Source organism: Guyparkeria hydrothermalis (assembly GCF_023555375.1).
In the GTDB taxonomy this organism is placed as follows: Bacteria; Pseudomonadota; Gammaproteobacteria; order Halothiobacillales; family Halothiobacillaceae; genus Guyparkeria; species Guyparkeria hydrothermalis.
Genome location: NZ_JAJSEE010000003.1, coordinates 284,813 through 303,974 on the forward strand (window position 1 = coordinate 284,813; position 19,162 = coordinate 303,974).

At 68.5% G+C, this 19,162-nt stretch carries 19 protein-coding genes; 11 read left to right on the forward strand and 8 right to left on the reverse strand.

Annotation, left to right across the window (positions count from 1 at the left end; all coding sequences use genetic code 11):
- Genes LV475_RS06225 through LV475_RS06240 form a run of 4 tightly spaced genes read left to right on the forward strand, consistent with a single transcriptional unit; the run spans position 1 to position 5,179 of the window.
- Positions 1-1,401, forward strand: coding sequence for a sigma-54-dependent transcriptional regulator (locus tag LV475_RS06225; protein ID WP_136867869.1), 1,401 nt, complete (start codon positions 1-3; stop codon positions 1,399-1,401).
- Positions 1,398-2,774: a Trk system potassium transporter TrkA gene (gene trkA / locus LV475_RS06230; RefSeq protein ID WP_250105944.1), complete on the forward strand. Its 1,377-nt coding sequence runs from the start codon at positions 1,398-1,400 to the stop codon at positions 2,772-2,774. The genes LV475_RS06225 and trkA overlap by 4 nt, the downstream gene beginning before the upstream one ends.
- Before the next feature lie 18 nt (positions 2,775-2,792).
- Complete coding sequence (locus LV475_RS06235; protein WP_250105945.1) at positions 2,793-4,244, forward strand: potassium transporter TrkG; 1,452 nt, start codon at positions 2,793-2,795, stop codon at positions 4,242-4,244.
- A complete protein-coding gene (locus LV475_RS06240; RefSeq protein ID WP_250105946.1) occupies positions 4,241-5,179 on the forward strand; it encodes an LpxL/LpxP family acyltransferase in 939 nt (312 codons plus the stop codon). The genes LV475_RS06235 and LV475_RS06240 overlap by 4 nt, the downstream gene beginning before the upstream one ends.
- A 17-nt stretch (positions 5,180-5,196) precedes the next feature.
- Here the strand turns inward: LV475_RS06240 and LV475_RS06245 are convergent, their stop codons facing one another.
- The 3 genes from LV475_RS06245 to LV475_RS06255 all read right to left on the reverse strand — a co-directional run bounded on the left by LV475_RS06245 (position 5,197) and on the right by LV475_RS06255 (position 7,347).
- Entirely contained in the window at positions 5,197-6,135 is a 939-nt protein-coding gene (locus tag LV475_RS06245) for a lysophospholipid acyltransferase family protein (protein WP_250105947.1), read from the reverse strand.
- Positions 6,132-6,926 carry a tRNA 2-thiocytidine biosynthesis TtcA family protein gene (locus tag LV475_RS06250; protein ID WP_250105959.1) on the reverse strand — a complete coding sequence of 265 codons (795 nt, stop codon included), beginning with the start codon at positions 6,924-6,926 and terminating at the stop codon, positions 6,132-6,134. Before LV475_RS06250 ends, LV475_RS06245 begins: the two co-directional genes overlap by 4 nt.
- Positions 6,927-7,086: 160 nt before the next feature.
- Complete coding sequence (locus tag LV475_RS06255; RefSeq protein WP_250105948.1) at positions 7,087-7,347, reverse strand: hypothetical protein; 261 nt, start codon at positions 7,345-7,347, stop codon at positions 7,087-7,089.
- A 255-nt stretch (positions 7,348-7,602) separates the two neighbouring features.
- Between LV475_RS06255 and pip the strand changes: the two genes are divergently transcribed.
- Positions 7,603-8,553 (forward strand): prolyl aminopeptidase, encoded by a 951-nt coding sequence (pip, locus tag LV475_RS06260; RefSeq protein ID WP_250105949.1) that lies wholly within the window; start codon positions 7,603-7,605, stop codon positions 8,551-8,553.
- Complete coding sequence (gene dtd, locus LV475_RS06265; RefSeq protein WP_250105950.1) at positions 8,550-8,999, forward strand: D-aminoacyl-tRNA deacylase; 450 nt, start codon at positions 8,550-8,552, stop codon at positions 8,997-8,999. Before pip ends, dtd begins: the two co-directional genes overlap by 4 nt.
- Positions 9,000-9,131: 132 nt before the next feature.
- Here dtd and soxZ read toward each other — a convergent pair whose 3' ends face one another.
- The 4 genes from soxZ to LV475_RS06285 all read right to left on the reverse strand — a co-directional run bounded on the left by soxZ (position 9,132) and on the right by LV475_RS06285 (position 13,522).
- Positions 9,132-9,437, reverse strand: a complete 306-nt coding sequence (soxZ, locus tag LV475_RS06270) for a thiosulfate oxidation carrier complex protein SoxZ (RefSeq protein ID WP_250105951.1) — start codon at positions 9,435-9,437, stop codon at positions 9,132-9,134.
- A 57-nt stretch (positions 9,438-9,494) separates the two neighbouring features.
- A complete protein-coding gene (gene soxY / locus LV475_RS06275; RefSeq protein WP_250105952.1) occupies positions 9,495-9,965 on the reverse strand; it encodes a thiosulfate oxidation carrier protein SoxY in 471 nt (156 codons plus the stop codon).
- 183 nt (positions 9,966-10,148) lie between these two features.
- A complete protein-coding gene (locus tag LV475_RS06280) occupies positions 10,149-11,504 on the reverse strand; it encodes a sigma-54-dependent transcriptional regulator (protein WP_250105953.1) in 1,356 nt (451 codons plus the stop codon).
- Positions 11,501-13,522 carry a sensor histidine kinase gene (locus LV475_RS06285; protein WP_136867881.1) on the reverse strand — a complete coding sequence of 674 codons (2,022 nt, stop codon included), beginning with the start codon at positions 13,520-13,522 and terminating at the stop codon, positions 11,501-11,503. The genes LV475_RS06280 and LV475_RS06285 overlap by 4 nt, the downstream gene beginning before the upstream one ends.
- 41 nt (positions 13,523-13,563) lie before the next feature.
- On the opposite strand from LV475_RS06285, the gene bioF reads away from it, so the two are divergent.
- Together bioF and LV475_RS06295 are read left to right on the forward strand one after the other, a co-directional pair.
- Positions 13,564-14,751 (forward strand): 8-amino-7-oxononanoate synthase, encoded by a 1,188-nt coding sequence (gene bioF, locus LV475_RS06290; protein WP_250105954.1) that lies wholly within the window; start codon positions 13,564-13,566, stop codon positions 14,749-14,751.
- A 174-nt stretch (positions 14,752-14,925) separates the two neighbouring features.
- Positions 14,926-15,582 (forward strand): YiaD family glycine zipper/OmpA-like lipoprotein, encoded by a 657-nt coding sequence (locus LV475_RS06295; RefSeq protein ID WP_136868037.1) that lies wholly within the window; start codon positions 14,926-14,928, stop codon positions 15,580-15,582.
- 34 nt (positions 15,583-15,616) lie between these two features.
- Here the strand turns inward: LV475_RS06295 and LV475_RS06300 are convergent, their stop codons facing one another.
- The gene (locus LV475_RS06300; protein ID WP_250105955.1) at positions 15,617-16,108 is read right to left on the reverse strand and encodes a DUF192 domain-containing protein; all 492 of its coding nucleotides are present in this window, start codon (positions 16,106-16,108) and stop codon (positions 15,617-15,619) included.
- Between the two features lie 120 nt (positions 16,109-16,228).
- Here LV475_RS06300 and LV475_RS06305 point away from each other — a divergent pair, with 120 nt between their 5' ends.
- From LV475_RS06305 to LV475_RS06315, 3 genes are read left to right on the forward strand one after another with little or no spacing between them, the layout of a single operon-like run.
- Entirely contained in the window at positions 16,229-17,497 is a 1,269-nt protein-coding gene (locus LV475_RS06305) for a malic enzyme-like NAD(P)-binding protein (RefSeq protein WP_250105956.1), read from the forward strand.
- Positions 17,494-18,411 (forward strand): 5'-3' exonuclease, encoded by a 918-nt coding sequence (locus tag LV475_RS06310; protein ID WP_250105957.1) that lies wholly within the window; start codon positions 17,494-17,496, stop codon positions 18,409-18,411. Before LV475_RS06305 ends, LV475_RS06310 begins: the two co-directional genes overlap by 4 nt.
- Positions 18,408-18,953, forward strand: a complete 546-nt coding sequence (locus LV475_RS06315) for a pseudouridine synthase (RefSeq protein ID WP_136868033.1) — start codon at positions 18,408-18,410, stop codon at positions 18,951-18,953. The genes LV475_RS06310 and LV475_RS06315 overlap by 4 nt, the downstream gene beginning before the upstream one ends.
- Positions 18,954-19,162: the final 209 nt, after the last annotated feature.

Below are 19,162 nucleotides of genomic sequence, written 5' to 3' on the forward strand. Positions count from 1 at the left end.
ATGAGTATCGGACACATCCTGGTCGTCGACGACGAGAGCGAAATCCGCAACCTGCTGGTCGACGTGCTCGAGGACGAGGGGTTCACCGTCAGCAGCGCGGCCGACGCGGCCGAGGCACGCGGCTCGATCGCGGTGCGGCGGCCCGACCTGATCCTGCTGGACATCTGGATGCCGGGGATGGACGGCATCGGCCTGTTGCGTGAATGGCACGAGCGAGACCAGCTGGTCTGGCCGGTGATCATGATGTCCGGCCACGGCACGGTCGAGACGGCCGTCGAGGCCACCCGCTTGGGTGCCTTCGACTTCATCGAGAAACCCATCTCGCTCGACAAGCTGCTGCTGCTGATCGAGCACGCGCTCGACAACCGGCGCCTGGCGCAGGAGAACGCGGCGCTCAAGCGTGGCGAGGTCGATCCGCTCGACCTGATCGGCGACTCCGAGTACATGCAGGAGCTGCGCGAGCAGGCGAAGAAGATCGCCGGCCACGATGCCTGGGTGCTGATCTCCGGCGAGCCGGGCACCGGCAAGCAGGCGCTGGCGCGCTTCATTCACCGACACTCGGCCCGGCGGCACTTCCCGTTCGTCGATACCGGCGGCAGTGCGGTGTCGGGTCGGCAGAACGCCGCGGTGGAGCTGTTCGGCGCCGAGGAGGACGGCCGTATCCGCTACGGGCTGCTCGAGCAGGCCAACGGCGGCACGCTGTTCATCGCCGAGGCGGCCGACATGGACGAGCAGACCCAGATGCAGCTGATCTCGGCGCTCGAGAGCCAGTCGTTCTTCCGCGTCGGCGGCAACGAGCCGGTGCGCGTCGACGTGCGCGTGATCGCCGCCACCCGCAAGGACCTCGAGGCCGAGGTGCGCGCCGGCAACTTCCGCGAGGACCTCTACTACCACCTCTCCGTGGTGCCGGTGCACATCGAGCCGCTGCGCGAGCACCCCGAGGACATCCCGGTGCTGCTGGCCCACTACCTCGAGACCGCCCATCAGGTCGAGGGGCTGCCGCGCCGCGAGCTGACCATCGGCGCGCGCAATTTGCTGCGCTACCACCACTGGTCGGGCAACGTGCGCGAATTGAAGAACCTGGTCCAGCGGCTGCTGATCCTCGGCAGTGGCGAGGTGATCGACGAGCAGGAGGTCCAGCGCGCGCTGGGCCTCGCGCCGATGGACCAGGGCGGCGAGGACAACAGCCCGGCGTTGGTCTCGCTGAACCTCGATCTGCCGCTGCGCGAGGCGCGTGACGAGTTCGAACGACGCTACCTGCTCGCCCAGCTGAAGAACGTCGAGGGGTCGATGACCGAGCTCTCGCGGCGCACGGGCATGGAGCGCACCAACCTGTATCGCAAACTGAAATCGCTGGGTATCCAGACCGGCGGCGAGCGTTCCACCGGGAGCAGCGCATGAAGGTGATCGTGCTCGGGGCCGGCCAGGTCGGCAGTTCCGTGGCCACGGCGTTGGCGACCGAGACCGACAACTCGGTCACGGTGGTCGATACCGACGCCGAGGCACTCAATTGGCTGCAGGAGCGGCTGGACATCCGCACGGTGACCGGGCTGGGCTCGCAGCCGAGCGTGCTCCAGGAGGCCGGGGCGGCGGATGCCGACATCCTGATCGCGGTGACGCAGTCGGACGAGACCAACATGCTCGCCTGCCAGATCGCCTGGACGCTGTTCCACACCCCCACCAAGATCGCGCGCATCCGCGTGACCGACTACCAGGATCACCCGGCGCTGTTCGACAACGCGGCGATCCCGGTGGATTTCATCATCAGCCCCGAGCGTCTGATCAAGGACTATATCGCGCGCCTGATCCAGTACCCGGATGCCCTGCAGGTGCGCGAGTTCGGTGACGGCAAGCTGCTGTTGATCGGCATGGAGGTCGACCGCGGTGGGCCGATGGTGGGCGAGCCGATCCACCGGCTGCGCGAGCTGCTGCCGGGCATCGAGACGCGCGTGGCGGCCATCTATCGCCACGAGACCTCGGTGCCGCCCGAGGGCGATACCCGCCTGCTGGCTGGCGACGAGGTGTTCTTCCTCGCCAGGAAGGGCGATATCCGCCGCGTGATGAGCGTGATGCGCCCGCTCGACAAGCCCTACAAGCGCATCATGATCGCCGGCGGCGGCAACATCGGCGGTGCGTTGGCCGGCAAGCTCGAGGGCGATTACCAGGTCAAGCTGATCAGCCACAACCTGCGCCGCGCCCGCGAGCTGTCCGCGTCGCTCGATCGCAGCATCGTGCTCTCGGGTAACGCCTCGGACACCGAGCTGCTCGAGGAAGAGAACATCGAGGACATGGACGTGTTCCTCGCCCTGACCAACGACGACGAGGACAACATCCTCGCCGCCATGCTGGCCAAGCGCCTGGGCGCGCGGCGGGCGATGTGCATCGTCAACCGCACCGAGTACGTCGATCTGATCGAGATGGGCTCGATCGACATCGCGCTCTCGCCGCACCAGATCACCATCGGCGAGGTGCTCACCCACCTGCGTCGTGGTGACGTGGTCAGCGTGCATTCCCTGCGGCGCGGCGCGGCCGAGGCGATCGAGGTGATCGCCCGCGGCGACGAGACCACCTCGCGCGTGGTCGGCCGACGGATCGACGCCCTCGACCTGCCGCGTGGCACCACCATCGGCGCGATCCTGCGCGACGACGAGCTGCTGATCGCCCACCACGACACGGTGATCCACTCCGACGACCACGTGGTGCTGTTCCTCACCGACAAGCGCCGTATCGGCGAGATCGAGCAGCTGTTCTCGGTCGGCTTCGGCTTTTTCTAGGGCCGGGCGCACGATTCGATGCAACTACTGATCGTCATCCGCATTCTCGGCATCCTGCTGATGGTCTTCGGCCTGACCTTCATCCCGCCGTGGCTGGTCGGCTGGGTCATGGGCGACGACAACCTCACGCCCTTCACGCTCAGCTTCGTCATCAGCGTGACCCTCGGCGGCGTCCTCTGGGGGCTGACACGCAACTACCGGCGCGAGATGAAGCTGCGCGACGGTCTGCTGATCGTGGTGTCGTTCTGGGTCGTGCTGGGGCTGATCGGCTCGACGCCCATCTACCTGCAGCCGGAGCTGGGGCTGAGTTTCTCCCAGGCGGTATTCGAGTCGGTCTCGGGCATCACGACCACCGGGGCGACGGTGATCACCGGGCTCGACGAGCTGCCGCGCTCGCTGCTGTTCTATCGCCAGCAGCTGCAATGGCTGGGTGGCCTGGGGATCATCGTGCTGGTGGTCGCCTTCCTGCCGCTGTTGGGCGTGGGCGGCATGCAGCTCTACAAGGGCGAGATGACCGGCCCGATCAAGGACTCGCGCCTTTCCGGGCGCATCTCGGAGACGGCCAAGGTACTGTGGCTGGTCTACACCGGCATCACCGTGCTCTGCGCGCTGGTCTACAAGATCGAGGGCATGACCTGGTTCGATGCCGTCAGCCACGCCTTCACCACGGTGGCCACCGGCGGGTTCTCCACCCACGACGCGAGCTTCGGCTACTTCCAGAACCCGACCATGGAAGTCACGGCCATGGTCTTCATGATCCTCGGCGCGCTGCCGATGGCCCTGCACTTCATCGCCTTGCGCCACGGATCGTTGCGCGCCTACTGGCGCAGTGCCGAGGTGCGCTTCTACATCGGTTGGCTGACCGCGGTCGCGGTGATGGTAGTGGCCTTCTTCCTCGCCAACTGGCCCGAGGGCAGCTGGGTGGACACGGTGCGCCTGAACCTGTTCAACCTGGTCTCGTTCGCCACCACCACCGGCTACACCGCCACCGATCACACCGCCTACGGGCCCTTCCTGATGCTGCTGCTGGTGATGACGACCGTGATCGGCGGCTGCGCCGGGTCGACCACCGGGGGCATGAAGTCGGTGCGAGTCATGCTGCTCGCCCGCCAGGGCATCCACGAGGTGCGTCGCCTGATCCACCCGCACGCCGTGTTCGTCATCCGCCTTGGCGGCCGGCCGCTTGACCCGGGCGTGATCAGTGCCGTGTGGGCCTTTTTCGCCGCCTGGATGTTCACCTTCCTGTTCTTCTTCTTCGCCATGCTGTTCACCGGCATGGACATCGAGTCGGCGCTGGGGGCGGTGCTGGCGACGCTGGCCAACCTCGGCCCGGGTATCGGGTCGGTGACCAGCAACTTCGCCGCCGAATCGGAGTCGGTGCTCTGGCTGGGCATGTTGGCCATGATCCTCGGCCGTCTCGAGATCTTCACCGTGCTGGCCATCCTCCTGCCGATGTTCTGGCGTCGATGAGCCGGGCGTCCGCCAGCGTCGGTCCGCCGGTGTTCCGGCGCGGGCTGCTGGCCCCGCGCTACTGGCCGACCTGGCTCGGGATCGGCCTGCTCTACCTGCTGGCCATCGGCGGGCATCCGCTGCGCCGTGGCGTGGCGCGACTGGGCGCGGGCCTCTACCGGCGCCTCAACCCGCGCCGGGCGGGCATCATCGCCACCAACCTGCGACTGTGCTTTCCGCACCAGACCGAGGCGACCCGCGCGCAATGGCAGACCACCTACCTCGAGCGTCACCTGCTCGCCCTGCTGGATCTCGGTCGGATCCGGCGCGCGCGTCGCGGCGAGCTGACCCGCCAGACCGAGGTGGAGGGGCAGGCGATCCTCGACCGCCTGCGCGTCGAGCCCGGCGTGATCCTGACCGTGCACAGCGTCGGGCTGGAGTGGGCGGCGGCCATGCTCGCCGAGACCGTCGAGGGCTCGACCATCTACAAGCGATTCGCCACCAACCCGGTGGTGGACTGGTGGTTCGGCGGGATGCGCACCCGGCATGGCACCGAGGCCCTGCCGCGCGAGCGGGGCATGGGCCCGCACCTGCGCGCCCTGCGTGCCGGGCGGAGCTTCTTCTATATCGCCGACGAGGACCTGGGCGCCGAGCACAGCGTGTTCGCGCCGTTCTTCGGCGTGGAGAAGGCGACCCTGCCGCTGGCGGGCAAGCTCGCGCGGGCCAGCCGGCGGCCGGTCTATCCGGTGATCGGGCAGCTCGACGAGGTGAGCGGGCATTACCGGTTGCGCTTTCTCGAGCCGGTCGAGTTGCCTGCCGGTACCGACCGCGAGGCGGCCACCGCGATCAACCGCGTGATCGAGGAGCTGGTGCTCGATGACCCCGCCCAACTGATGTGGTCGCTCAAGTACTTCAAGACCACGCCGCCGGGCGAGGCAGACCGCTACCGCGGCTGATCGAGTGCTGCGGGTGTTCAGTCGGCCTGGCGCTGCTCGCGGCGGGCCCGGCCGCTCGCCTGGCGGCGAAAGCGACGGTAGGTCCACTGGTACTGCTCGGGTTTCTCCCGCACCACCCGCTCGATCTCGCGGTTGAGCGCGGCGGCGGCCTCGGTCGGGTCGTCGTGGCCGACCGGCTCGGTGACCGGCTCGTAGTGGATGCGAAAGCCGCGCGCCTCGGGCAGGCGCTCGGCCCAGCCGGTGAAGGCCGCGGCGTCGGTGCGCCGTGATAGGGTGCGGATCAGGGTCATGGTCAACGCCGGCTGGCCGAAGAAGGGGGCGGTGATGCCCTCGCCGTGGCGCGGTGCCTGGTCGGGCAGGATGGCGACCAGCTCGCCGCGCTTGAGCCCGCGCAACGCCTTGCGCACCCCGCCCAGGTTGGCCGGTGCCATGGAAGCACCGGTACGGGCCCGGGCCTCGACCAGCAGGCGTTCCATGGCCGGTTCGCGCGGTGGGCGGTACATGATGGTCGTCGGCACACGCGCCGCCGTGGCGAGCCCGCCGAGTTCCCAGTTGCCCATGTGCGGGGCGAGCAGGATGACGCCGCGACCCGCCGCCAACGCCTGCTCGATCGCATCGAACCCCCGCCTCTCCACGATCACGGCCTCGATGTCGGCTGGCCCCCACCGCCAGACGGGCGCGGTCTCGATCAAGCCCTTGCCGGTCTCAATCAGGGTGCGCCGCGCGATGACCTCGCGCTCCGCCGCGCTCGTCTCGGGCAGGCAGCGGGCGAGGTTGTCCTCGACCGTCCGGCGCATCGAGCCCCGGGCAACCCAGGCGAGCCGGCCCAGCCCGCTGCCGAGGCGCTGCGCCGCCCCGAGAGAGAGCCAGCCCAGTCCAGCCAACACGGCGCGGGCGGCGCCCAGTCGCAGCCGGCCACGCCAGCGGTACCACGCCGTGTCGCGTCGCTTGCTCACGATTGAGCGGTCTCTTGCGGGGCGTTGCGAGTTGACGCCTCGGTCGACCCCTCGGCCACGTCGCGGGTCGAGCTCCGCGTGGCGGCATGGGCCGTCGCGTGGGCGATCGCCCGGTCGGCGCCGTCGGCGACCAGCGGGGCGATCGCCGACTTGAGCGAGTGGAACAGCTGGCCGTTGTCCTGTTCCTCGCCGGCAAGCAGTTGCTTGAAGTGCTCGCGCTGGGTCGGCATGGCGAAACAGGCCGGGCAGTTGTCGTTGATCACCGGCAGATCGAAGCGGTGCGCGAAGTCGATCAGGGCCGACTCGCGCACGTCCACCAGCGGGCGGATGATGCGCACGTCGCCGGCGTCATTGAGGTAGTGCGCCTTCATGGTGTTGAGCTTGCCGCCGTGAAAGGCGCTCATCAGGAAGCTCTCGGCCAGGTCGTCGAGATGCTGGGCCAGTGCCAGCACGTTGAAGCCCTCCTCGCGGGCCAGCCGGTAGATCAGACCGCGCTTGAGTCGGGAGCAGAACGAGCAGTAGGAATCGCCGCTCATGTGCTCGTCGGCGAGCGAGACGATGTCCTCCTGGACCCGGTAATGGCGGATGCCGAGCGAGGCGAGGTACTCACCGAGCGGGCCCGGATCGAAACCGGGCACCATCGGGTCGACGGTGATCGCGGCGATCTCGAAGTCGATCGGCGCGCGCCGTTGCACGTGACGCAGGATGTGCAGCAGCGAGAGCGAGTCCTTGCCGCCGGACAGTCCCAGCAAAACGCGGTCGCCGTGGTGCAGCATCTGGTAATGCATCATGGCGCGGGCGACCCGCTTCTGCAGGCCGCGACCGGGGGTGGCCCAGCGCGACGCCGGAACGGTCGCGGGGTCGATCGGGTTGTTCTTCAGGGTGACGGGCATGCGACGGGTCGGCGGTGTCGTGTACGTGTGCCCGCCATCTTACCAGTCGCGTTCCGGCCTAGTCGTCGTAGATGGGGCGGCCGCGGTAGTAGCCGCGGATGCGAGGGCCAGGTTCGAGGGAACCGTCGGGTTCGGCGGCAGCCGCGGGCTGGTCGAGCGAGTCGGCGAGGGCCTTGACTGCCGGGTCCTCGCTCGCCCGGGCGAGACGCCGCAGGCGCTGCTCGACGCCGTAGCGAGACATGTCGACGGTGATCCCCATGTCCTTCTCCAGGGCGCGCTTGAGTTCGACCAGGCGTTGCATGTGCTCGCGTTGTGACATGGGTTTCTCCGCTGATGCCGTGCGGGCTGAAAAGCAATATCCGCACCATGGCTTCCTCGGCGTCCTGTCGAGCCGACAGCGGGGGTGACGCGGATTCGCTGCACCGGCACGACGCAGTCGTGGACCTGCCTGCCCGATCACGAGGCAGTCGCCGTGACGCGCTACACCGACGCGCCCCGGCAACGCTACACTGGGCCCAATTCCGGGAGGCGCTCGTCGCCTCCCGTCCACCGCCGTCATTCGAGGCCCGTTGGCATGCGCACGCTCTATCCCCCGATCGAACCCCTGGTCAATCACAGCCTGCCGGTCGGCGACGGCCACGTGATGCACGTCGAGGAATGCGGACGGCTGACCGGTCAGCCGGTGCTGTTCCTGCACGGCGGGCCGGGGGCGGGGTGCAGCCCCATGCATCGGCGATTCTTCGACCCGGATCGCTACCGCATCATCCTGCCCGACCAGCGCGGGGCCGGGCGCTCGACCCCGCACGCGGGGCTGGAGGCCAACACCACCGCCCACCTGATCGCGGACATGGAGCGGCTGCGCGAGACGCTGGAAATCGATCGCTGGCTGGTCTTCGGCGGCTCCTGGGGCTCGACCCTGGCGCTTGCCTACGCGCAGGCCCACCCCGAGCGGGTCACCGGGCTGATCCTGCGCGGCGTGTTCCTCTGTCGTCGGCAGGATATCCATTGGTTCTACCAGGACGGTGCCAGCCACGTATTTCCCGACCACTGGCAGGACTACCTCGAGCCGATTCCGGTCGAGGAGCGCGATGAGCTGGTCACGGCGTATCACCGCCGGATCAACGGCGAGGACCAGATCGCGCAGTATCACGCCGCCCGGGCCTGGTCGGTCTGGGAAGGACGCTGCGCGACGCTGCGCCCCGAGGCCGAGGTGGTCGACTACTTCGCCGACGCCCACCACGCCCTGTCGATTGCCCGGATCGAGAATCACTACTTCATGAACGACGCATTCCTCGATGCACCCCTGCTCGAGGGCATGGATCGCATCGCCCACATCCCGGGCCACATCGTGCACGGTCGCTACGACATGGTCTGCCCGATCGACCAGGCATTTGCCCTGCACGAGCGCTGGCCGAACGCGGGCTTCGAGGTGATCGACGATGCCGGGCACGCCGCGAGCGAGGCGGGCATCGTCGATGCCCTGGTGCGTGCCACCGATCGCTTCGCCGACGGGGGGCGCGCATGATCGCGCTGATCCAGCGGGCAACGCGGGGTGCCGTGCGGGTGGACGACGAGGTGGTCGGCGAGATCGGCGCGGGCCTGGTCTGCTTGGTGGGCGTGACGCAGGGCGACGGCGCGGCGCAGGCCGAGCGACTCGCCGGACGCGTGCTCAACTACCGCGTGTTCCCCGACGAGGCCGGTCGCATGAACCGCTCGGTGCGCGCGACCGGCGGTGGCGTGCTCGCCGTGCCGCAATTCACCCTGGCGGCGGATACCCGGCGCGGCAACCGCCCCAGCTTCACGCCCGCGGCCGATCCCGCCGAGGCCGAGGCGCTGTTCGACCGATTCGTCGCGGCCCTCGAGCGGGGGCATGACGGGCGCGTTGCGACCGGTCGCTTCGGCGCGGACATGCAGGTGGAACTGGTCAACGACGGACCGGTGACCTTCTGGCTGGAGGCGCCGCCCGGCTGACCGTCCGGCCCCGGTGACGATCAGTCGATCGAGCGGGGCGAGGGAGGTGATGGGGCGTTACAAGCCAAAGATAACGCGCACAAAAAAGGCCCGCCGAATGGCGGGCCTTGTCGTTCCGAGGGTCAGTCTGCCTTAGGCAGCCTGGGTCGCCTCGTCGGACTCACCGGTGTTGGAGGTCCAGGAGATGGTGACTTCGTCACCCTTGGCGCCCGGTACCTTGATGTTCAGGTACGGGTTCTTGGAAACGGCTTCCGACAGGTTGCCGTCCATTACCTGCTCACCGTTGACGGAGACCATCAGCTTCTGGATGAAGTTCGCCGGAATCTTCTCGCCGGTGGACTTGTCTTCGCGGTTGCCGGTTTCCATCGGGTGACGGATCAGGGCCTTCACGTCCAGAACGTCGCCGGCCGGAGAGATGCGCATGCGGATAGTAGACATAATCTATACCTCTTGGGTTATCTGTCTTTAATCAATGACTTCGGGTTCAGAGGCTGATTAGCCGCCGCAGCCACCGATGGTTACCTTGACTTCCTTGGACGCCTTGTACAGCTTGCCGCCCGCGTTGACCACGCCAGTGACGTTGTCGGTCTCGCCCATACGGATACGGGTGGAGACGAACGGGTTGGCGCCGGACAGGTCGAAGGAAGCGACCAGCGGAGTCGGGTTCTTCGAAACGAAGATCGCAACCTTGTTGGAGTCAGCGATGGCGGACTCGATGGTGACCGGGACAACGGCGCCGTTCTCGGCGATGTCCGGGGCCTTGACAGTGATGTCGCCGGAGTCGGCAACGTCACCGGAGCCGAACAGCTCGCTCAGGGCGTTGTCCATGCTCTCGGAATCGAAAGCGGCAGACGGCCACTCGGCGGCCAGGACCGCACGCGGGGACAGCAGGCCGGCACCAACAGCCAGGCCAGCAGCACTGGCAGCGAGGCTGCCCTTCAGAAATACGCGACGCTTGGTTTGCATATCTTAACTCCTCGTTAATGTGTGGGTGTCCACGCCCCCTATGAAGCATTCCCCGTGCCAGGTTGTTAACCAACTGAAATAAAAAGGAATTGGGTGATTTTGCGCCGCCGTTGCAAGTTGCAATCTGCAATTTTTCGCGCCCGGGCGTTGCAATCAACTCACCCTCGGCGCCGAGAGGGCGGATCACTTCTTCTCGTAGTTCTGCAATTTGCGCCAGAGGGTCGACTTGTTGATGCCGAGGATGTTGGCGGTCTTCTCGCGGTTGCCTTGTGCGTAGTCGAGGGTCTTCTCGATGTAGCGCCGCTCGAGCTCCTCGAGCGTGGGGTGGTCGGCATCGATGGCGGAGGCGCCGGTGTCCCCGGCTGCGGGGGCGGTGTCCTCGCCGGCGAGGTCGAGATCGATCTCCTCGCTGTCGGACAGGGCCACGGCCCGTTCGATGGCGTTCTTCAGTTCGCGGACGTTGCCGGGCCAGGGGTAGTCGAGGATCGCCCGCTCGGCGCGCTCGGTCAGGCGCTTGGCCGGACGGCGGAAGCGACCGGCGAATTCGTCGATGAAGTGCTGGGCCAGGACTGGGATGTCCTCGCGCCGCTCACGCAGCGGCGGCATCTGCAGGCGCACCACGTTGAGCCGGTGGTAGAGGTCGTGGCGGAATTCCCCGGCCTTGACCATTTCGGCGAGGTTGCGGTTGCTCGCGACGATAAAACGCACGTCGATCGGGATAGTCTGCACCCCGCCCACGCGGGTGATCTCCTGTTCCTGCACCACGCGCAGCAGCTTGACCTGCATGGCATCCGAGATATTGCCGATCTCGTCGAGAAAGACCGTGCCGCCACTGGCGACCTCCAGCAGGCCTGGCTTGGCCGTGTTCGCGCCGGTGAACGCGCCCTTTTCGTGGCCGAACAGTTCGTTCTCCAAGAGGGTGTCGGTCAGCGCGCCGCAGTCGATCACGATGTAGGGCGTGCCGGCGAAGTCGGAGCGCTCGTGCGTGGCGCGCGCGGCCAGTTCCTTGCCCGAGCCGGACTCGCCCTCGATCATCACGTTGATGCGCACGTCGCGGATCTTGTCGATGATGTGGTAGACCGCCTCGATCGCCCGCGACTGGCCCAGCATGGCGCGTTCGCCCGCCGCCACGGCCGGGGGCGGCTCGGCCGGCCCCTCGTGGAGCAGTCGGCGCGCCAGCTCGATCAGTTCTTCCGGATCGTAGGGCTTTTTGACGAAATCGCTCGCCCCCAGCCGCAGGGCCTGGATCGCGTTGTCGATGGTGGAGTAGCCGGTGATCAGGATCACGGGCAGCTCGGGCCATTCGCCGCGCAGCCACTCAAGGAACTCCAGCCCGTTCATGCCGGGCATCTTGAGGTCCGAGATCACCAGGTCGACCGGGTTGTCGGCCAGCCACGTCTGGGCGGCCTCGACGGACTGGAAGCCGTGCACCGTCAGCCCTTCCGTGCGGGCGTAGCGGGAGAACAGGTCCGAGGCGCGTTCGTCGTCGTCGACGAAGGCGATTACCGGTGGGTTGTCGTTTGACCGGGGTGTCGTCATGGGCTCGCTGTGGGTTGCTTGGGTGACTGGGATGGTTCGGGTGGGCGGATGACGCGGGGGCGGGCCTTGTGCCGAGGCAGCACCACGCGTGCCAGCACGCCGCTCGCCTCGGGTTCGCCGGCGTCGCGGCGGTTTTCCAGCGTGAGTTCGCCGCCGTGGTACTGGACTATCCCTAGGCTGATCGACAGCCCGAGGCCCGTGCCGCGGTCGACCGCCTTGGTGGTGAAGAACGGGTCGAAGATCTGTTCGATCACCTCGAGCGGCAGGCCGCCGCCCTCGTCGCGGATCTCGATGCGGATGATCTCCTCGAGGCATTCGGCCTGGATCAGTATATGGCCACCGACCGGGCTGGCATGGATGGCGTTCCGAACCAGGTTGGCGACCACCTGTTCCATCTGGCCGGGATCGAACTCGGCCTCGCAGCGGGCGGTGGCGCTCAGCAGGGCGAGATGCACGTCGGCCTCCATGGCCTCCGGCTCCATGCGGTCGATCACCTCCTCGAGCCACTCGGCCACCGCGACCGTCTCGTGCTCCGGAGGCAGCTGGCGGGCGAAGTTCATCACGCCGCGCACGATGCGGCTGGCCCGGTGGGCCTCGGCGCGCAGGTCGCTCATGTCCTCGCGCAGCTCGGGTTGCTCGGCCGGCAGCTGGCGTTCGATCAGGCGCGTGAGCGTGAGGATGTTGTTGAGCGGGTTGTTGATCTCGTGGCCGATGCCGGCGGCCATCTCGCCGATCGAGGCGAGCTTGGCCTGCTGCAGGGCCTTTTTCTCCGCCCGGTCGCGCCGGCGCGCCTCGCTGGCGAGCTGTTCGGTCAGGTAGCGGAACGAGGCCTGCAACTCGTGGACCTCGGTGGTGCGCGAGTCGACCGGGATGGGGCGATCGCGATCGCCGTCGGCAAAGCGCTTGAGGCTTTCGGAGAGCCGGATGATCGGCCGGGAGAAGTAGCGCGCGCCGAGACCGGCGAACAGCAGGCTCATCACCAGTGCCAGCAGGCCGAAGCCGAACAGGCTCAGGCGGATGTCGCGAAACGGCGCGGTGGTGATGTCGGCCGGCAGCCGGAACGCCACGAACCACGAGGTGAGGCTGTGCGGGTAGGGGTGGTATTCCTGGTAGTAGTAGCGGGTCTCGCCGTCCTCGCTCAGGTAGGAGCCGTTCGATTGCGCCACGGCGGCATCCCAGAACGCGCCGTCGTCGATCTGCCGGGCATCGGGCTGGCCGTTGGTCTCGCCGTTTTCGAACGGGCTGACAAAGCCGATCTCGCGCTGGTCGTCGAACAGGATCATGCCGTCGCGCGCCGGGGTGCCCGGGTTGTGCTCGATGATCATCACCTTGCCGTCCCGCGGGCGGGGCGAGAACGACAGGATCTCGTCGAGCTGCTCGCCGAAGGTGTTGACCACCACGTAGCCCGCGGTGCGGTCGTCGACGTTGCGCAGCGGGCGCACCGCGTACAGGGTGCTCGGTTCGCGCCCGGGCAGCGCGTCGCCAAAGCCCAGCGGCAGGGTCATGAAGCTGATCTGGTCCGAGGGCAGGGCGGCGAGGCGTTGCAGGAACCGCTCGTTGTCGAATTCCTCCTCGACGTAGTTCACCTGCCCGAGGCTGTCGAACGAGGGCGAGGCGACCCGTCCCAAGGTGACCTTGATCACCGTGTTGCCGGCGGCATCCAGAATACGGATACTCCCCAGCCCCGGCACGGTGCGCTGCAGGCCGGCCAGGAAGCGGTTGGCATTGATGCGCATCGAGGTCAGCTCGGGGTGGCGGATGCCCATCGACGAGGCCATCAGGGCATTGAGCATCGTCTGGATTTCCTGCGACTGGCCGATGCCCTCGACCACCTCGCGCTCGTAGCGCATCCGGTTGCTCATCTCGCCGATCAGCGAGTCGATGTTCTCGTCGATCTCGCGGCTGATTTCCTTCTGGAAGCGCTGCTCGCTGTAGCTGGTCACGCCCCACACCAGCAGCACCAGCGGCACCAGGGTGGCGGTGAATGTCCACAGGAAGATGTTGACCGGCAGACGCATGGGGGCGAGCCTCGGGATGCGCCCGCCCCGCGGGGCGGCGCTTGGATTACGGTGAGGGTGACGCTATCACAAAGCATGACTGGACACAGTGGCTCGACGAGCGCGCCGCGGCGGGGCTGATCCGCCGACTGACGGTGGCCGGCTCGCCGCAGGGGCCGCGCATGCGGATCGACGGACGCGAGCGGCTGGCCTTCTGCAGCAACGACTACCTGGGGTTGGCCAATGACCCGCGACTGGCCGCCGCGATGCACGCGGGCATCGACCGCTACGGGGTGGGCGCCGGCTCGGCGCACCTGATCAACGGCCATTTCGAATCCCACGACCGGCTCGAGGTCGAGTTGGCCGACTGGCTCGGCGTGGAGGACGCGCGGCTGTTTTCCACCGGTTACATGGCGAACCTCGGGGTGGTCGGCGCCCTGGTGGGGCGCGGCGACACCGTGATCGCCGACCGGCTGAACCACGCCTCGCTGATTGATGCCGTGCAGCTGTCCGGCGCGCGGCTGTCACGCTATCGCCACAACGACCTCGCCGATCTCGAGGCCCGTCTCGAGCGCGCGTCGGGCGAGCGCATGATCCTCACCGACGGGGTGTTCTCCATGGACGGCGACGTCGCCCCGCTGGCCGAGCTGGTCGAACTGGCCGAGCGTTTCGATGCCTGGCTGGTCGTCGACGAGGCGCATGCCTTCGGCGTGCTGGGCCAGACCGGTCGAGGCAGCTTCGAGGCCGCGGGCCTGGTCCCGGGCGAACGGGTGCTGCGCGTCGGTACGCTGGGCAAGGCCTTCGGTACCGCCGGGGCCTTCGTCGCCGGTGGCGCCGAACCGCTCGAGGTGCTCCTGCAGCGGGCGCGTACCTATCTCTTCACCACGGCCCAGCCGCCGGCCGTGGCCGAGGCCTCGCGGGCCGCGCTGGCCATCGTGCGCGACGAGGCCTGGCGGCGCGACCACCTGGCCGCGCTGGTCGCCCGGTTTCGTGCCGGCGTGGCTGGCCTGGGTGGGCTCGAGCGGATGGCCTCGTCCACGCCGATCCAGCCGCTGGTGGTGGGCGAGGCCGATCGGGCCGTCGCGATGGCCGACCGGCTGGACGCGCGAGGCCTGCTGGTGCCGGCGATCCGTCCCCCGACGGTCCCGGCCGGTGGGTCGCGCCTGCGGGTGACCCTGAGCGCCGCCCACGAGGTGGCCGATGTCGACGCGCTCGTGTCGGCGTTGCGTGAATGCACTAACATCGTCTGAGCGACCCGGGCATTCCCCGCGCAAGACGTATGGGGAACCAACCGGATCTCCGGGAGTCACAGCGGGCGCTGACAGGCCCGCCGACCGGTCGAGCAAGGCCGCGTGACACATTTCGCCGGATCAAAAGCGGTCGAGGGGCCGGCCGATCCGGCCATTATCCAAGGAGAGATGAACATGAAACGCATGACGTTGATCGCCGTTGCCGCCAGTGCGCTGCTTGCCGCTGGCTGTGCGCAGAACCCGTACACCAGTGAACAGGACAAGACCGCCAAGGGGGCGACCATCGGGGCCGGTGCCGGCGCGATTCTCGGTAACGTGATCGCCGGCTCGGGCAACAAGACTGGCGGCACCCTGATCGGTGCCGCGGTAGGCGCCACCGTCGGCGGCCTGGTCGGCCGCCAGATGGACGAGCAGGAACGCCAACTGCGCCAGGAGATGCAGGGCACCGGCGTGGACGTGCAGCGCCAGGGTGACACCATCCGCCTGCAGGCTCCCGAGTCGATCACCTTCGACACCAACAGCGCCGACATCAAGCCGCAGTTCCGCAGCGCGCTCGATCAGCTGGCCCGCTCGATCCAGCAGTACCCGAACACCGTGGTACGCGTCGAGGGTCACACCGACTCGACCGGTTCGGCGAGCTACAACCAGGACCTGTCGCTCAACCGCGCACAGAGCGTCACCAGCTACCTGGCCCGCTCCGGCGTGGACGCGAGTCGCCTGCAGCCGGTCGGCTACGGCTTCAGTCGCCCGATCGCAACCAACGACACCCCCGAGGGTCGTGCGCAGAACCGCCGGGTCGAAATCCTGATCCTGCCGGCTCAGCAGCAGTAAGGCGCGACCTCCGTCTCGACGGCAAAGGCCCCGGTCAGTCCGGGGCCTTTTTCGTGGGCGCTTCGAGCCGTGTGCCCGGTTCCAGCGCCAGGCGGCCGGCCGTGCCGGCGGGCAGTTCCAGCACGTAGCGCGCCGGGCCATGGCTCGGGTAACCGGGGCAGGGATCCTGGCGGCAGGGCGGCACGGCCACGTGCCGGTCCACGACGCGCCAGTCGGCATCCAGATACAGGATGTCGATGGCAAACGAGACGTTCTTCATCCAGAACGAGCGCGGCGCCTCGTCGGGGTAGACGAACAGCATGCCCTGATCGTCTGCCAGCGGCGAGCGGTGCATCAGTCCCCGCTGGCGGCTCGAGGGGGTGGTCGCCAGTTCAATCTCGAAACGCTCGCCGCCGAGCCACATCACCCGCAGGGCACCGTCGTCGGCGGCGGGCGCCCCCCAGGCGAGCCAGGCGATCAGCAGCGTCGCACCCAACAGGAGGGTGGTGGTCAGCGGGCGGGCGGTCAGGGGCGACGAGGCGGTCATGCGCGCATCATAGCGCCGACGGCGCCTGGAGGCCCGACGATCGTCCTGACTCGCCCGGCGGGCGCTGATAAGATGTGCGCCCGTCATTTGCAGCGACACGCCAACATCGTCCAGGCCCCCATGACCCAACGTTCCGATGCCGATCAGCGGCGCCACGAGGCGCTCGACTACCACGCCAACCCGCAGCCGGGGAAGATCGCCACGGCGATCACCAAGCCCACCGAGACCGCGCGCGATCTCGCCCTGGCCTACTCGCCTGGGGTGGCCGAGCCGGTGCGCGCCATCGCCGCCGACCCGGACGCCGCCTGGCAGTACACCGCCCGCGGCAATCTGGTGGCCGTGATCTCTGACGGCTCGGCGATCCTGGGGCTGGGCGATCTCGGGCCGCTGGCCTCCAAGCCGGTCATGGAGGGCAAGGGCGTGCTGTTCAAGCGTTTCGCCGATATCGACGTGGTCGATCTCGAGGTCGAGGCGGAAAACCCGCAGGCCTTCATCGACACGGTGCGCCGGCTCGAGCCGTCCTTCGGCGGCATCAACCTCGAGGATATCTGCGCGCCGCGCTGCTTCGAGATCGAGGCGGCGCTGACCGAGGCGATGGACATCCCGGTCTTCCACGACGACCAGCACGGCACCGCGATCATCATCGCCGCCGGGCTGACCAACGCCCTGCGCCTGCAGGGCAAGCGCCTCGAGGAGGCGAAACTGGTGCTGGTCGGCGCCGGGGCGGCCGGCACGGCCACCCTGAATCTCCTGCTCGACATGGGCTTGAAGCGCGAGAACCTGCTGGTGGTCGATCGCGTCGGCGTGCTCCACGAGGGGCTCGATGACCTGCCCGAGCATCACCGCCGCTTTGCCGCGACGACCGAGGCGCGCACGCTCGCCGACGCCCTGGTGGGCGCCGACGCCTTTGTCGGCCTGTCGGCGCCCAACCTGATCAGCGAGGACATGCTCGCCAGCATGGCGGACAAGCCGGTGGTCTTCGCCCTGGCCAACCCGGACCCGGAGATCCTGCCCGAGCTTGCCCACCAGGTGCGCGATGACCTGATCATGGCCACCGGGCGCAGCGACTACCCCAACCAGGTCAACAACGTGCTGGCCTTCCCGTTCATCTTCCGCGGCGCGCTCGATTGTCGTGCCCGGCGGATCACGGCCAACATGAAGATCGCCTGCGTCGAGGCGCTGGCCGCACTCGCCCGCGAGGACGTGCCCGCGTCGGTGCTCAAGGCCTACGATCTCGACGCGATGACCTTCGGTCCCGAGTACATCCTGCCCAAGCCGTTCGACCCGCGCCTGATCGAGCGCCTGCCCGCCGCGGTCGCCAAGGCCGCCGAGGCCGATGGCGTGGCCCGCACGGCGTACCGCCCGCACCCGATGCCGGGGGCCGGATGACCCAGTCCCGCGCCTGGTTGATCGACGCCCACGCCCAGATCTGGCGGGCGTGGCACGTCTACGACAAGGGGCGCAGCGATCACGCCGGGCGTCCGGTCAACGCCCTGTTGGGCTTTGCCGACTACCTGCTGGCGCTGCTGGAATCGACCTGGCTGCCCAACCAGCCGGCACCCGTCATCGCCGCCGTATTCGATGCGCCCTGCGGCCGTGGCCATCGCCAGGCGATCTACCCCGACTACAAGGGACATCGCCCGCCCACGCCGGTCGATCTCAAGGAGCAGTTCCCGCGCTGCCGCGAGCTGGCCGAGGCGGCCGGATTCGGTGCGCTGGACCACGCCGGTTTCGAGGCCGACGACGTGATTGGCACGCTGGTCGGGCGGCTGCGCAACCGTGAACGGGCGGTGACCATCGTCACCGGCGACAAGGATCTCGCCCAGCTCCTGGGTCCGGACGACCGCTGGTACAACCCCATGCGCGGCTCGGTGATGGCCTACGGCGACGTCGAGCGGCGCTTCGGCGTGCGCCCGGCGCAGATCGCCGACTGGCTGGCGCTGACCGGCGATGTCGCCGACAACATCCCGGGCGTGCCGGGCATCGGTCCGCGCACCGCGGCGCGGCTGTTGCGAAAGCACGGCTGCATCGATGGCATCTACGAGAACCTCTCGGCGGTCTACGGCATGAAGTTTCGCGGCGCGCCGCGCGCCCAGCGTCTGCTGCAGGAACACGAGGACCAGGTGCGCCTGTCGCGGCGGCTGACCGAGATCGTCTGCGACCTGCCGCTGGCCGAGACCCCGCAGCCCTGGCGTGGGATCGACCGGGATGCCCTGGTGGCCCTGCTCGACGCGGCCGGCGCCGACCCGGCGCAGATCGAGCGCTGGGAGGCCTGGGACGCCCCGCTCGTGCGTTCGGCATGACCCTGATCGCTTTCAACAAGCCCTACGACTGCCTCTCGCAGTTCACCCGGGAGCCGGACAGCCCCGCGGCCGCCCTGGCCGACTGGATCGACCGCCCCGGTGTCTATCCCGCCGGCCGGCTCGACCGCGACAGCGAGGGCCTGCTCCTGCTCACCGACGACGGGCGGCTGCAGAACCGCCTGGCCGATCCCCGCCACAAGCTCGCCAAGGTGTATCTCGCCCAGGTCGAGGGCGAGATCGACGAGGCCGCATTGAGCGCCCTGCGCGAGGGCGTGACCCTCAAGGACGGCCCCACGCGTCCGGCGGGTGCCGAGCGGGTCGACGAGCCCGACTGGCTCTGGCCGCGCAATCCGCCGGTGCGTTACCGCAAGAGCGTGCCGACCAGCTGGGTCGAAATCACCCTGCGCGAGGGGCGCAATCGCCAGGTGCGGCGCATGACCGCCCACGTCGGCTTTCCCACCCTACGCCTGATCCGGGTGGCGATCGGGCCCTACCGCCTCGATGGACTCGCCCCGGGGGAGTGGCGCGAACTGAGCGCCTGAGGGGCCGTTGCCAGACGGTTGCGTCGCGATCACTCCCGCTCCGTGATTTTCCGAGCCCGTTCGCTAGGGAAGGTCTGCACGAATGCCATACCGCTCTGCGCGCCTTGAGCCGGGCAGATGCAAGGCGCTCGTCCGCCGCGGAAGGGTGATTCCCGCATCCTCGGACGACAACGCAGCAGATGCCCGGCTCAAGGCGCGCCCGGCGGGGC

Coding starts and splice junctions, on each gene's coding strand:
- LV475_RS06305 (WP_250105956.1), top strand. CDS start 16,229: ATGACCCAACGTTCCGATGCCGATCAGCGGCGCCACGAGGCGCTCGAC.
- LV475_RS06280 (WP_250105953.1), bottom strand. CDS start 11,504: ATGACGACACCCCGGTCAAACGACAACCCACCGGTAATCGCCTTCGTC.
- dtd (WP_250105950.1), top strand. CDS start 8,550: ATGATCGCGCTGATCCAGCGGGCAACGCGGGGTGCCGTGCGGGTGGAC.
- LV475_RS06225 (WP_136867869.1), top strand. CDS start 1: ATGAGTATCGGACACATCCTGGTCGTCGACGACGAGAGCGAAATCCGC.
- soxY (WP_250105952.1), bottom strand. CDS start 9,965: ATGCAAACCAAGCGTCGCGTATTTCTGAAGGGCAGCCTCGCTGCCAGT.
- LV475_RS06255 (WP_250105948.1), bottom strand. CDS start 7,347: ATGTCACAACGCGAGCACATGCAACGCCTGGTCGAACTCAAGCGCGCC.
- pip (WP_250105949.1), top strand. CDS start 7,603: ATGCGCACGCTCTATCCCCCGATCGAACCCCTGGTCAATCACAGCCTG.
- LV475_RS06240 (WP_250105946.1), top strand. CDS start 4,241: ATGAGCCGGGCGTCCGCCAGCGTCGGTCCGCCGGTGTTCCGGCGCGGG.
- soxZ (WP_250105951.1), bottom strand. CDS start 9,437: ATGTCTACTATCCGCATGCGCATCTCTCCGGCCGGCGACGTTCTGGAC.
- LV475_RS06310 (WP_250105957.1), top strand. CDS start 17,494: ATGACCCAGTCCCGCGCCTGGTTGATCGACGCCCACGCCCAGATCTGG.
- LV475_RS06295 (WP_136868037.1), top strand. CDS start 14,926: ATGAAACGCATGACGTTGATCGCCGTTGCCGCCAGTGCGCTGCTTGCC.
- LV475_RS06285 (WP_136867881.1), bottom strand. CDS start 13,522: ATGCGTCTGCCGGTCAACATCTTCCTGTGGACATTCACCGCCACCCTG.
- LV475_RS06315 (WP_136868033.1), top strand. CDS start 18,408: ATGACCCTGATCGCTTTCAACAAGCCCTACGACTGCCTCTCGCAGTTC.
- LV475_RS06250 (WP_250105959.1), bottom strand. CDS start 6,926: ATGATGCATTACCAGATGCTGCACCACGGCGACCGCGTTTTGCTGGGA.
- LV475_RS06300 (WP_250105955.1), bottom strand. CDS start 16,108: ATGACCGCCTCGTCGCCCCTGACCGCCCGCCCGCTGACCACCACCCTC.
- LV475_RS06235 (WP_250105945.1), top strand. CDS start 2,793: ATGCAACTACTGATCGTCATCCGCATTCTCGGCATCCTGCTGATGGTC.
- trkA (WP_250105944.1), top strand. CDS start 1,398: ATGAAGGTGATCGTGCTCGGGGCCGGCCAGGTCGGCAGTTCCGTGGCC.